The 12,595-nt window shown below is 68.7% G+C and carries 10 protein-coding genes; 8 read left to right on the top strand and 2 right to left on the bottom strand.

Going from position 1 to position 12,595, the window contains the following annotated elements; all coding sequences use genetic code 11:
• Positions 1-73: 73 nt before the first annotated feature.
• The 8 genes from VF584_13050 to VF584_13085 all read left to right on the top strand — a co-directional run bounded on the left by VF584_13050 (position 74) and on the right by VF584_13085 (position 11,644).
• Positions 74-916: a hypothetical protein gene (locus tag VF584_13050; GenBank protein HEX8211094.1), complete on the top strand. Its 843-nt coding sequence runs from the start codon at positions 74-76 to the stop codon at positions 914-916.
• A 16-nt stretch (positions 917-932) separates the two neighbouring features.
• Positions 933-1,715 (top strand): hypothetical protein, encoded by a 783-nt coding sequence (locus VF584_13055; GenBank protein HEX8211095.1) that lies wholly within the window; start codon positions 933-935, stop codon positions 1,713-1,715.
• A gap of 334 nt (positions 1,716-2,049) precedes the next feature.
• On the top strand, positions 2,050-4,629 hold the full coding sequence (mutS, locus tag VF584_13060; GenBank protein ID HEX8211096.1) for a DNA mismatch repair protein MutS: 2,580 nt from the start codon (positions 2,050-2,052) through the stop codon (positions 4,627-4,629).
• The gene (locus VF584_13065; GenBank protein HEX8211097.1) at positions 4,626-5,030 is read left to right on the top strand and encodes an energy transducer TonB; all 405 of its coding nucleotides are present in this window, start codon (positions 4,626-4,628) and stop codon (positions 5,028-5,030) included. Before mutS ends, VF584_13065 begins: the two co-directional genes overlap by 4 nt.
• Positions 5,027-6,445: a pyridoxal-phosphate dependent enzyme gene (locus VF584_13070; GenBank protein ID HEX8211098.1), complete on the top strand. Its 1,419-nt coding sequence runs from the start codon at positions 5,027-5,029 to the stop codon at positions 6,443-6,445. Before VF584_13065 ends, VF584_13070 begins: the two co-directional genes overlap by 4 nt.
• Positions 6,446-6,622: 177 nt before the next feature.
• The gene (locus VF584_13075) at positions 6,623-9,823 is read left to right on the top strand and encodes a TonB-dependent receptor (GenBank protein HEX8211099.1); all 3,201 of its coding nucleotides are present in this window, start codon (positions 6,623-6,625) and stop codon (positions 9,821-9,823) included.
• A gap of 162 nt (positions 9,824-9,985) precedes the next feature.
• Entirely contained in the window at positions 9,986-10,636 is a 651-nt protein-coding gene (gene udk, locus VF584_13080) for a uridine kinase (protein HEX8211100.1), read from the top strand.
• Between the two features lie 504 nt (positions 10,637-11,140).
• The gene (locus tag VF584_13085) at positions 11,141-11,644 is read left to right on the top strand and encodes a hypothetical protein (protein HEX8211101.1); all 504 of its coding nucleotides are present in this window, start codon (positions 11,141-11,143) and stop codon (positions 11,642-11,644) included.
• Positions 11,645-11,760: 116 nt separating this feature from the next.
• Here the strand turns inward: VF584_13085 and VF584_13090 are convergent, their stop codons facing one another.
• On the bottom strand, positions 11,761-12,117 hold the full coding sequence (locus VF584_13090) for a C4-type zinc ribbon domain-containing protein (GenBank protein ID HEX8211102.1): 357 nt from the start codon (positions 12,115-12,117) through the stop codon (positions 11,761-11,763).
• 19 nt (positions 12,118-12,136) lie between these two features.
• Positions 12,137-12,589, bottom strand: a complete 453-nt coding sequence (locus tag VF584_13095; protein ID HEX8211103.1) for a PTS sugar transporter subunit IIA — start codon at positions 12,587-12,589, stop codon at positions 12,137-12,139.
• Positions 12,590-12,595 lie beyond the last annotated feature (6 nt).

Here is a 12,595-nt window from a genome sequence, read left to right on the forward strand (position 1 = left end):
GAGCGGAGAGGCTCCGGCGACGCAGGAGGATCGTGTATCTCCAGACAAGATCGTGCATTTCGGAGTTCGCGCCATGAATCGGATGCAAGCTTATGAAGTCCCGTCGCTGCTGCGTTCCGCGATCTTTGCGGGAGCGCTGTCGCTGCTCTCATCAGCGGCATTCGCCCAACCGGCTACGGAAGGCCCCGAGGAAAACGCCCCCGCGCTCTGCATCGCGGCAGGTGAGCATCTCGCGCGCTCGCCGGGCCCCCCTCTGGCGGAGGTTCATGGAACCGTGCTCGCATGGCGGCAGATCCTGCACGTGATGGAAGAAACGGAGGACCGGCGACAGGTTGTGCTGGACTCGGCTCGAGCGAAACTGGCAGGGGCCGCTTCGAATCGGGCGGCGCTGTTGGGCCAGGTGAACTGGCGGCATTGCGCCGACCGGGCTTATCGCGTGCGATATCTGGCTGCTTACGCTCCCGCGGAGCGGCTTCTGTACAATCTCCCGGAAGAACCAGGCACCGTTCTCGGGGTTGCGATCGCGCGTCGCTTGAACCGGAGCGCACGCTGCCTCGCGGCCGCCGAGTTGTTCTCGCAGCCTAGCCCGTCGCGGTCGTTGCGGGCAGCGTTCCGCGATGCCAGTCCGCCGCACCCCGACGCAGCCGCTCTCCGAGCCATACGAGAGCGCTCCATCCAGGAGATTGGCGACGCTTCCGGGTCCGCGGTTGGAAAGGAGCTTGTAGTCGATGTCGCGCGATACATCCTCGACCCCACTCCAGAAAAAGACGAGACCCAGCACGACGTCGCCAACCGCGCGAGCCTGATTCTCCAAAGCTGCCAGCCGGCCGTCAGGAGACTTCAGCCAACCCCTGACCGACGAGCGGGAGGGCGGACGGACTCCGGACATCAGTGGTGCAGTGTCGCAAAAACTTAAAAATTGAGAGGTGGCGGTGAATCCGATGCGAGTTTCTGAAGTCCCATCGCTGCTGCGGTGCGCGACCATCGTGGGAGCGCTGTCGCTGCTTGCACCCGCGGCATCTGCCCAGCAACAGCCCCTCGACGACGGCTTCAAGGGACAGGGCGCGGCACTCTGCGTAGCAGCAGGTGACCTCCTCCGGGGCGAGCCAGGCGCTGACGCCCGTATTTCCGGCGATGTGCTGGCGTGGCGGCAGGTTCTGCACGTCATCGAAGGAACGGAGGCCCGCCGGCAGGCTGCGCTTGAGTCGGCGCGAGCTGGGCTGGCGAGTTCCACCCCCCGGGTAAAAATCGTGAGTGCCCGGGCGCTCTGGTCTACCTGCGCCAACCGGGATTCCCAGGTGCGCTACATGCTCGTTCACGGGTCCGCGGATCGGCTCCGGTTGAATCTCGCGGAAGAACCGGGGACCGCGATGAGCGCCGAGTCGGTGCGCCGTTTGAACCGGAGCGCACTGTGCCTTGCGGCAGCCGAGTTGTTCTTGCGGGCCAGACCCTCGCAGGCGTTGCGGACGGCGTTCCGCGAGGCCAGTCCGCGCCACCCCGACGCGGCCGCGCTTCGAGCCATTCAAGAACGCTCGCGCCTGGAGATCGATGGTGTTGTCGGGTCCGCGGTTGGAAAGGAGCTACTGGCGGATTATGCCCGCGTCCTCGTCCACCCCGCACCAGAAAACCGCGAGCCTCAGAGCCGGGTCAATTTCGCGAGCAAGGTTCTGCAGGACGAGTGTCAGCCCGCCGCCGGGAGCCAGCCCGCGCCCTGACCGGCGAGCGGAACAGTTGGGCCTGCGCATTCGGCGGGCGGCGGAGCGGGGGAGGGCACGGGCAGCCACGCGGGGCGGCCGCTACCAGATTGGTGTGTGTGGCAGAGTTGGGGCGGGGGCGAGGGTGGGCAGACACGTGGGTCTGCCCCTACCGAATTCGTGCGCGGGGCGTAGGTCGGGGGAACGCACTGGGCGGGCGCGATGAATCGCGCCCCTACCAGGCATTGTACCGTTCCCCATTCCCCGTTCCCCATTCCCCCACAGTTGCCCCAACCCCGATTCCGCTGTAAAATCAAGGGCTTACAGGCCGCACCGGCTCCCATCCCCCACCGGAATGTCGTCGGAAGACACCCCGCTGATGATGCAGTGGCGCGAGGTCAAGGCGCGCCACCCCGATGCGTTCGTGTTTTTTCGCGTCGGCGACTTCTACGAGCTGTTCAACGAGGACGCGGTGGAGGGCTCCAGCCTGCTGGGGCTCACGCTCACCTCGCGGAACAACGGCGGGTCGAAGGCGCCGCTGGCGGGGATCCCCGCGCACTCGCTGGAGAACTACCTGCGCAAGCTGGTGGGGCTCGGCCGGCGCGCGGCCATCTGCGACCAGGTGGAGGACCCGGCGCTCGCCAAGGGGCTCGTGCGCCGCGAGGTCACCGAGATGGTGACGCCCGGCGCCGTCTTCAGCGACGCCCTGCTCGACGCCCGCCGCAACAACTACCTGGCGGCGGTCTCCGGCGACCCGGCGGGGGAGGGAAGCGTCGCGCTGGCGCTGGCGGACCTGTCTACCGGGGAGGTGACGGTGCGGGCGGTGGCGTGGGAGGAGCTTGCGGACGTGCTGGGCGCCGCCCGGCCCGCGGAGCTCCTCCTTCCGCGTTCGTGGGAGCTCTTTCCCGGCACCCCGCCCGCCGAGGCGACGCGCACCTTTCGCGGCGACTGGCTGTTCGAGCCGGGGACGGCGCGGGAGGAGCTCCAGCGCCACTTTCGCGTCGCCAACCTGAGCGGCTTCGGCTTCGAGGCGGGGGACGCGCCGCTCGTGGGCGCGGTGGGGGCGCTGGTGGCGTACCTGAACGAGGTGCAGCCGGCCGGCTTCGGCGCGCTGCGGCCGCCGCGGGTGGAGCGCCCCGGCCATGCCATGCCGCTGGACGAGATGACGCGCCGCAACCTGGAGCTGGTGGAGACGCTGCGCGGCGGTGGCGCCGAGGGGACGCTGCTGGGGGTGATGGACGAGGCGCTCACGCCGATGGGCGGCCGCCTCCTGCGCCGCTGGCTCCTGGCCCCGCTGCTGGACGGCGAGCGCATCAACGCCCGCCTGGACGCCGTCGAGGAGCTGTTCGGCGACGACGGGGTGCGGCGCGACGCCCGCGCGGCGCTGGCCGAGATCCGCGACCTGGAGAGGCTTGGCGTCAAGGTGGGCACGGGGCGCGTGAACCCGCGCGAGATGCTGGCGCTCGCCGCGTCGCTCGGGCGCCTGCCCCCGCTGCGCGCCGCGCTGGCGGACTGCAAGGCAGCCCTGCTTCAGGAGCACCTGGACGCGATCGAGCCGATGGACGACGTGCGCGAGCTGGTGGCGCTCGCCATCGATGCGGAGGCGCCGGTGTCCGTGGCGGAGGGCGGGGTGATCCGCGCCGGCTTCAACGCCGAGCTGGACGAGCTGCGCTCCGTTCGCGACGGCGCCGTGGACTGGATCGCGCGGCTGCAGGCGCGCGAGCGGGAGCGGACGGGGATCGGGTCGCTCAAGGTGGGCTTCAACCGCGTCTTCGGGTACTACCTGGAGATCACGCGCACCCACGCCGATCGCGTCCCTTCCGATTACCACCGCAAGCAGACGCTGGCGAATGCGGAGCGGTACTACACGCCCGAGCTGAAGGAGTGGGAGGAGAAGGTGCTGGGCGCCGAGGAGCGCATCGCGGCACTGGAGACGCGCCTCTTCGCCGAGCTGCGCGCGTCCGTCGCGCGGGAGCTGCCGCGCATCCAGCGGGTGGCGGAGCGGGTCGCCGCCGTGGACGTGCTCGCTGGGCTGGCCGAGGCCGCCTGCCGCCGCGACTTCTGCCGCCCGGCCGTCGACGACGGGTTCGCGCTGGAGATCCGCGGCGGGCGGCATCCCGTGGTGGAGACGATGATGCCGCGCGAGGAGTTCATCCCCAACGACCTGAGCCTGGACACCGAGCGGCGGGTGATGATCCTGACCGGGCCCAACATGGCGGGAAAGAGCACCATCCTGCGCCAGGTGGGCCTCATCGTGCTCCTGGCGCAGATCGGGTCGTTCGTGCCGGCGCGCACGGCCCGCATCGGGATCGTGGACCGCATCTTCACCCGCGTGGGCGCCTCGGACAACCTGGTGCGCGGGCAGAGCACCTTCATGGTGGAGATGAACGAGACGGCGGCGATCCTGCACGGCGCCACCGCCCGCTCGCTCGTGCTGCTGGATGAGATCGGCCGCGGCACTTCCACCTGGGACGGGCTGAGCGTCGCCACCGCGACGACCGAGCACCTGCACGACGTGACCGGCGCCAAGACGGTGTTCGCGACGCACTACCACGAGCTCACCCGGCTGGCGGAGCGGCTCTCCGGCGTCGTCAATTTCTCCGTCGCCGTGCGCGAGGTGGGGGAGGACATCGTCTTCCTGCGCCGCCTGATCGCCGGCGGCGCGGACCGCTCGTACGGCGTGGAGGTGGCGCGGTTGGCCGGCCTGCCTGGCACGGTGGTGGAGCGCGCCAGGGAGATCCTGCGCGAGCTGGAGGCGCAGGCCGAGCCCGCCCCGCCCAGCAACGGACGCGTGCAGCTCCCTGCGCAGCTCGCCCTTTTCGAGCCCGATCCGCACCCCGCCGTCGCGCGGCTGCGCCGGGTGGACGTGAACCAGGTGACACCGATGCAGGCGCTCGCGCTCCTCGCCGAGCTGGCGGAGGCGGCGCGCTCATGATGCGCCTCGTCGCGCTCGTGCTGCTGCTGGGGGCGTGCGACGCGCGGCAGGAGGCGATGACGGCACCGCGCCCCATCGAGCCGCTCCGGAACGCGGCGGGGAAGGAGGGCTCTCCCTTCCAGTATCCGGAAGAGCTGTGGGAGGCGCAGGTGAACGGTGAGACGATGCTGCGCCTCTACATCACCGCGCAGGGCACCGTGGACAGCGTGCGCGTGGAGCGCACCAGCGGATACGAGGCGTTCGACGCGGCCGCGCTGGCCGGGAGCCGGTCGCTGCGCTTCGAGCCCGCCCGGCGCGGCGCGGAGCCGGTGGGCGCATGGTTCATACTTCCCGTGAAGTTCGATTCGGGTGCCGCCGCCGATTCGGCGCGCGACCCATCCCCCAAGTCCGTGGTCCCATGACCGATTTCGCCGAGCAGCTCCTCGCCCGCCCGCGCCACACGCGCCCCTACGCCAACATCGTGGAGGCGGTGGGGTGGACTCCGCTGATCCGCCTCAACCAGGTGACGGCGGGGATCCGCACGCCGGTGTACGGCAAGGCGGAGTTCATGAACCCGGGTGGGAGCGTCAAGGACCGCGTGGGGCCCGCCATCATCGAGGCGGCCGAGCGCGCGGGGGAGCTGCGCCCCGGCGGCACCGTGGTGGAGGGGACCAGCGGCAACACCGGCGTGGGGCTGGCGCTGGCGGCGGCCATCAAGGGGTACCGCTGCATCTTCACCATCCCGGACAAGATGAGCCAGGAGAAGGTGCGCCTCCTCAAGGCCTTCGGCGCCGAGGTGATCGTAACGCCCACCGCGGTCGCGCCGGACCATCCGGACAACTACGTGATGATGGCGAAGCGGATCGCGGAGGAGACCCCCAACGCCATCCTCGCCAACCAGTTCTACAACCAGGCCAACCCCGAGGCGCACTACGCCACCACGGCCCCGGAGATCTGGGAGCAGACGGAGGGGCGCGTCACCCACTTCGTCTCCGCGGCCGGCACGGGCGGCACGCTGACGGGCGTCGGGCGCTTCCTCAAGGAGCGCAACCCGGAGGTGCGCGTCATCGGCGGCGACCCGGTGGGCTCCATCCTCGCGGGCTACGCGGCGACGGGTGCCAAGCCGGAGGCGGCGCCGTACAAGGTGGAGGGGATCGGGCAGGACAAGATCCCCGGCACGCTGGACATGAGCGTGGTGGATGAGTGGCGCTACGTGGAGGACCGCGCCTCGCTGGGGATGGCGCGCCGCCTGACGCGCGAGGAGGGGCTCTTCGTGGGCGGATCGGCGGGGCTGATCTGCCAGGTGGCGCTGGACGTGGCGCGCGAGGTTGACGATCCCGACGCCTGCGTCGTCTTCATCCTGTGCGACACCGGCGAGCGCTACCTCTCCAAGATCTACAACGACGAGTGGATGCGGGAGAACCGGATGCTGGAGCCGTCGCGCGTGACGGCGCGCGACATGGTGGGCGGCAAGGGCGACAACGCGCCTGCGCACCTGATCGCCGTGGCGCCGGAGACGCCGGTGCGGCAGGCGCTGGGCTTCATCACGCAGCACAACATCTCGCAGCTCCCCGTGGTCTCCGAAGGCGACTGCGTGGGGCACCTCTCCGAGGCCACGCTGATGTCGCGGGTGCTGGAGAACACCGCCACGCTGGACCAGTCCGTCCAGCACCTGATGGACGCGCCGCTGCCGGTGGTGGACGCGCACGTGGACCTGCCGGGGATCACCCGGCTGCTGAACCGGCAGAACCCGGCGGTGCTCGTGCGCCACGACGGGCGGCTGACGGGGATCATCACCCGCTACGACGTCCTGCGCTACGTAACCGACGGCCGGTGAAGGGCCGCGGGGGCAAGCCCTTCCAACTCGCGCACGAGGTGGACGGAAGTCTTGCCCGGCGTGGCAAACACGTTACATTCACCGCTACCCGGCGCGTCCGGGCGCGGCTAGTGTAATGCGCGTCCCGGGCAGGTGCCCGGGTCGTGGCTGGAAACTCTCAATCTCCCCGAGAAAAACATGATTAAACGCTGTTCGCAGACGGCAGCCGCGCTCCTCTGCGCGATGCTGCTGGCGTTCGGCTGGGCGGGCGGCGCGCAGGCACAGGGCGTCACCACGTCCGCCGTGTCGGGCCGCGTCACCAATGCGGCGGGCGCACCGGTCGCCGGCGCGCGCGTGCTGGTGACCAGCGGGTCCACCGGCGCCCAGAGCCGCGTGGTCACGCGCGAAGACGGGCGCTACCTGGTCTCCGGCCTCCAGCCGGGAAGCGGCTACCGCGTGGAGGTGAGCGGCCTTGGCCTGGCGCCGCAGACGCGCACCGGGGTGACGCTGACGCTCAGCCAGACGCTGCGCCTCGACTTTACCCTCGCCGCGCAGGCGATCGCCATCGAAGGGATCACCGCGCGCGCCGAGCGCTCGGGCGCCACCTTCTCCCGCACGCGCACGGGGCCGGCCACCACGGTGCGGGACAGCGCCCTCCAGCGCCTCCCCACCATCAGCCGCGACCTCTCCGACTTCACGCGCCTGGTGCCGCAGATCGCCACCTCGGGCGGCGGCTCCAACGCGGCGGGGCGCAACTCGCGCTTCAACAACATCCAGATCGACGGCGCCGTCAACAACGACCTGTTCGGCCTCTCCACCAGCGGCACGCCGGGCGGCGCGGCGGGGACGCGCCCCATCACCATGGAGGCGATCCAGGAGCTCCAGGTGGTGCTCGCGCCGTTCGACGTGCGGCAGGGCGGCTTCACGGGCGCGGGGATCAACGCGGTCACCAAGAGCGGCACAAACCGCTTCACGGGGACCGCGTCGTTCTTCACCCGCGACCAGGAGCTCGTGGGGCGCTACCGCTTCCGCCAGGGCGACTCGATCGCGCTGTCGCCGGAGTTCAGCAACTTCAACGAGACCAACTTCGGCGCCTCGCTGGGCGGCCCCATCGTCCGCAACAAGGTGCACTTCTTCATGGCGGGCGAGCGCACGGACCGCGAGTCGCCCACGGGCTTCGTGGCCGGGCAGCAGTCGTCCATCAGCGACCCGCTGGCCAACCGGATCTCGGACATCCTGACCACGCAGTACGGCTACAACCCGGGGACGGTGGGCGAGGTGAAGCTGGGCCGCGAGAGCACCAACATCTTCGGCCGCCTGGACTTCAACCTGTCGCCGAACCAGCGTCTTACCATCCGCAACAACTACGTGGATGCGTTCGACGACAACCTGACGCGGCGCAACGACCTGTACCAGCTGGGGAACACGATGTACGCGTTCGACAGCAGGACGAACTCGACGGTCGGCCAGCTGAACAGCACCTTCGGCTCGAACTTGTCCAACGAGCTCCGGGTCAACCGCACCACCATCCGTGAGCGCCGCGACCCCGGCACCACCCAGCTTCCCTTCGTGCGCGTGGGCGCGGGCGGCACCAACTTCGTGGTGGCGGGTCCGGAGAACAGCTCGGTGGCGAACGCGCTGAACCAGGACCTCCTCGAGATCACGAACGACCTGACGCTCTCGGCGGGGGCCCACCGCATCACGCTGGGCACGCACAACGAGTTCTTCCAGTTCAGCAACCTGTTCGCGCAGAACATCTACGGGAACTACCGCTTCGCGGACACCACGGCGCTGAAGAACGGCACCCCGAACCAGTACTCCTACACCTTTTTGAATCCGAACAACCCGAACGCGCGTGAGCGGGCGGAGTTCTCGGTGCGGCAGCTTTCCGGCTACCTGCAGGACCAGTGGGAAGCGCGCGACAACCTGACGATCACGGCCGGGCTCCGCCTGGACCGCACCAGCTTCCCGGACAAGCCGGCGCAGAACGACTCCGTCGTCAAGTACTACCAGCGCAGCACCGGCAGGGTGGGCGGCGAGGAGATGCAGTTCTCCCCGCGCCTCGGCTTCAACTGGGACGTGGCGGGTGACCAGGTGACGCAGGTGCGTGGCGGCGTGGGCCTGTTCAGCGGCCGTACGCCGTACGTGTGGGTTTCGAACGCCTTCGGCAACACGGGGCTGGACTACGTCCGCTTCACGTGCAATTCGCCCAGCGTGCCGGCGTTCGTCACCGACCCGACCAAGCAGCCCACCGCGTGCACCGGCACGACGAGCTTCACGCCCAACGAGATCAACACGCTGGCGCCGAACTTCGAGCTCCCGCAGGTGTTCCGCGCCTCGTTCGGCGTCGACCGCCGCCTCCCGCGGGACTTCGTGGTGACGTTCGAGGGGCTCTTCAACCAGTCGCTCAGCGACCCCGTGTACCGCAACCTGGCGATCCGCACCGACTCGCTGACGGGCCCGCTCGCCACAGGCGGCTACGTGGAGGGTCGCCCGCGCTACTCGCGCCGCTACCCGAACGGCTCTTTCCCCGCGACCAGCGGCCTGGCCCGCCTGGGCGAGGTGTACGAGGTGTTCAACACGGACGAGAACTACACGTACAGCCTTACCGGGCAGCTCCAGAAGAACTTCGCCCGCACGCTGGATGTGCGCCTGGCGTACACCTTCACGGAATCGCAGGACGTAAACGCGCTGCGCTCCAGCACGGCTTCGTCGAACTTCGTGTTCAACCTGATCGACGGCAATCCGAACGACCCGAAGCTGCGCCCATCGGACTGGCTGGTGAAGCACCGCATTCTGGCGAGCGGCACCTACAGCGCCAACTTCATCCGCCGCGCGCCCACCGAGATCTCCTTCATCTACGAAGGGGAGAGCGGCCGGCCGTACTCGTACCGGTACGACGGCGACGTGAACAACGACAACGCGATCAGCAACGACCTGATCTACGTTCCGCGCAGCATCGGTGAGGTTCGCTTCCAGGCCGCGACGGCCACGCAGCCGATCACGCCGGAGCAGTCGTGGGCGAACCTGAACGCGTTCATCAACAGCGTGGAGTGCCTGCGTGAGTCGCGCGGCAAGGTGCTGCAGCGGAACGCCTGCAACCAGCCGTGGAGCAACCGCTTCGACGTTCGCCTGGCGCAGACCGTTCCGTCGCTGGCCAACCAGCGGGTGCAGCTCACGCTGGACGTGCTGAACTTCGGCAACCTGCTCAACCGCAACTGGGGCTTCAACGAGAGCGTGTCCAACCAGAGCGATCCGCTCCTTCGCGTGACCAACAACACGCCGAACGCCGCCGGCCGTGTGGAGCTCGCGCCGTTCGGCGCCGGGCGCCAGGTGTTCCAGCCGAGCAACCTCGGCTCGCGCTACCAGATCCAGCTCGGCGCGCGCTACCTCTTCTAAGTCCATTGGATGGTGAAGGGTAGTACTGCGCAAAGAAGAGCGGGGCGGCCTGAGAGCCGCCCCGCTCTTCTTTGGTACCCTTGCGCCCGCCGCCGCCGCGGGCTACAACCGAGCGCGCCGGCCGCACGGCCGGGCACGCCTGGACTCCACTTCGCACGCTAGATGAAACCGTTCCTGATCGGGATCGCCGGGGGCACCGGCTCGGGGAAGACCACCGTGGCGCGCCGCATCTACCAGTCGCTGCACCTGGACTCGGCGGTGTTCATCGACCACGACGCCTACTACCGCGACCTGGCCCACATGACGGTGGAGGAGCGGCAGCGGATGAACTTCGACCACCCCGACTCGCTGGACAACGACCTGCTGATCGGGCAGCTGGAGCGGCTGCTGGCGGGCGAGGCGGTGGAGAAGCCGGTCTACGACTTCACCCGCCACACGCGGGCCGCCGAGACGGTGAGGATCGCACCGCGCCACGTGATCCTGGTGGACGGCATCCTCCTCTTCGCCGACGCGCGGCTGCGCGACATGTTCGACCTCAAGATCTTCGTGGACACGGAGGCGGACGTGCGCTTCATCCGCCGCCTGCGCCGCGACATCGAGACGCGCGGGCGCTCGCTGGATGCGGTGATCGACCAGTACCTGAACACCGTGCGCCCCATGCACTTCGAGTTCGTGGAGCCCACCAAGCGCTACGCGGACGTGATCCTTCCGCGCGGGGGGCAGAACACCGCCGGCATCGAGGTGATCGCGGCGCGTATCCGGGAGCGGCTGGCGGAGAAGGCGAGGGCGGAGGCGGGGGAGACCGGCGGTTGACTGCTGCAACGAGCGCGGGAACCGGGGGATGATTCCCCCCGGCTGGGACGACGGGAAGGCGGCTGAAGCCGGCTTGATAGGCGCGGCATTGGTCCCGGAGTCCGCGAAGGCGGACTTTGAGTGGTTCCGGCGGCGAATTCATTCGCTCCTGGATGCGGGCATCGGTCGCATGGCAGGACACGGGCAGCCACGTGGGGCGGCCCCTGCGGGATCGATGCGGGATGCGGAGGTCGAGGAAGGGAGAGGGTGGGCGCGATGAATCGCGCCCCTACGGAGCGGCGGCGCCGTATTCACGTACACGGGCAGATCTCGCCCCCGAATCCGCGAAGGCGGACTTAGTGCTGTTGTTGCAGCGAGTTCACTCGCCCGTACACCACCCCGTCGTGGATTCGGCTTGACCGGCCCGGCGCGGTTCCGGTATACTCACAACGGAAACCCTGTACGAACCCCGCGCGATCCCGGAGGAGCACACCGAGCGCGATCCACGGACCGAATGAGGTGCTGATGCTGCGTGCACCCCCGGTTCTGCTCCTGCTCCTGGCGCTCTTCGGGCTGGGGCTCCCCCCCGGGTTATGGGGGCAGGACCCCGACGAAAGGGCCCCGGTGGTGCCATCCAAGGGCTACCGGCTGGAGCAGAACTACCCCAATCCGCCGAACCCGGATACATACATTCCGTTTTACCTGGAGGAAGGCCTGTTCAAGGATGGCGAGCCCCGGGTCGTCACCATCCGAATCGTAAACATGTTTCGTCAGCTGATCGCCATCCCCAAGGCGGTCGGCCATCCCCGCGGCCGGGACGTGCGCGTGCAGGGGCTCCGCTACACGGAGCCGGGCCGCAAGGTGGCCTACTGGGATGGCCGGGACCTGAACGGAAGGCGCGCCCCCTCGGGGCTCTACTACTGCGAGCTGGTGGTGGGCGACCGGCGCGAGCCGGACCTGATTCGCATCATCGTCGCCAACCCTTCGAAGCGCTCGCGCTTCATTCCCCCCATCTTCAGAAGACAGTGAAGCCGGCCGCGGATTCTGATCCGGGCCGGCTTAACTGTTGTGCTCAGTGCTAAGTGCTAAGTGCTAAGTGCTGAAGGTTACTCAGGACTTGGCACTTAGGACTTAGCACTTTCCGTTCAATCGATCAGATACAGGAACCGCCCGCAGCTCTGGCACGAGCGTACTTCCTCGTTCCGGTCCGCGTCGGAGGCGAGGGCGGTGGGGATCTGGACGAAGCAGCCGTAGCAGGTGCCCCGGATGACCGGGACCACCACGCGGGGCTGTTTGTTCGCGATCCGGCGGTAGCGGTTGCGGACCTCCGGGGCCAGCGCCTCCTCCATCTCCGCGATCTTTTCGTCCAGGATGGTGAGCGCTACGTCGGTGCTCAGCCCGAAGACGGCTTCCTGCACGTCGCGCGACGAGGTCTCTCCCAGCTCGCGGCGCTGCGTCTTCAGGTCCTGGATCTCCAGCAGTGCTTCCAACTGGGGGTGCATACGTGGGACTCTCCGCGCCTCAGACGCCCTTCTCCTGAAGGAGCGCGAGGAATTCCAAAGGATTAGTGAGCTGGTCGAGCCGGGTGGACACGTCCGGCTCCTTGGAGAACTGCGCGATCTTGCCCAGCACCGGCAGGTACTGGTTGGACACCTCCAGCGGCGGCGCCACGATCATGAAGAAGTAGCGCGCCGGCTGCTCGTCGATGGCCTTGAAGTCCACCCCCGACGTCTTGCGGCCGAACGCCACGCGCAGCCGGTTCACCACCAGCGAGCGGCAGTGGGGGATGGCGATCCCCTTGCCGATCCCGGTGGAGCCCAGGTTTTCCCTGCGCTTCAGCATCTTGAAGAGGATCCCCTGCGACTTCTCGTCGACTTTGAGCAGGGCGATGAGCTCCTTGAGGATCTCATCCTTGCTCTCGCCTTTGAGGTCGAGCTGGATCGCGTCTTCGTTGAAGAATTCGCGAAGTTCCATATCTAC

This window comes from Longimicrobium sp. (assembly GCA_036389135.1).
GTDB lineage: Bacteria > Gemmatimonadota > Gemmatimonadetes > Longimicrobiales > Longimicrobiaceae > Longimicrobium.

Excerpts from the sequence above, each read along its gene's own strand:
- VF584_13050 (HEX8211094.1), top strand. The coding sequence starts at position 74 with ATGAATCGGATGCAAGCTTATGAAGTCCCGTCGCTGCTGCGTTCCGCG.
- mutS (HEX8211096.1), top strand. The coding sequence starts at position 2,050 with ATGTCGTCGGAAGACACCCCGCTGATGATGCAGTGGCGCGAGGTCAAG.
- VF584_13065 (HEX8211097.1), top strand. The coding sequence starts at position 4,626 with ATGATGCGCCTCGTCGCGCTCGTGCTGCTGCTGGGGGCGTGCGACGCG.
- VF584_13070 (HEX8211098.1), top strand. The coding sequence starts at position 5,027 with ATGACCGATTTCGCCGAGCAGCTCCTCGCCCGCCCGCGCCACACGCGC.
- VF584_13075 (HEX8211099.1), top strand. The coding sequence starts at position 6,623 with ATGATTAAACGCTGTTCGCAGACGGCAGCCGCGCTCCTCTGCGCGATG.
- udk (HEX8211100.1), top strand. The coding sequence starts at position 9,986 with ATGAAACCGTTCCTGATCGGGATCGCCGGGGGCACCGGCTCGGGGAAG.
- VF584_13085 (HEX8211101.1), top strand. The coding sequence starts at position 11,141 with ATGCTGCGTGCACCCCCGGTTCTGCTCCTGCTCCTGGCGCTCTTCGGG.
- VF584_13090 (HEX8211102.1), bottom strand. The coding sequence starts at position 12,117 with ATGCACCCCCAGTTGGAAGCACTGCTGGAGATCCAGGACCTGAAGACG.
- VF584_13095 (HEX8211103.1), bottom strand. The coding sequence starts at position 12,589 with ATGGAACTTCGCGAATTCTTCAACGAAGACGCGATCCAGCTCGACCTC.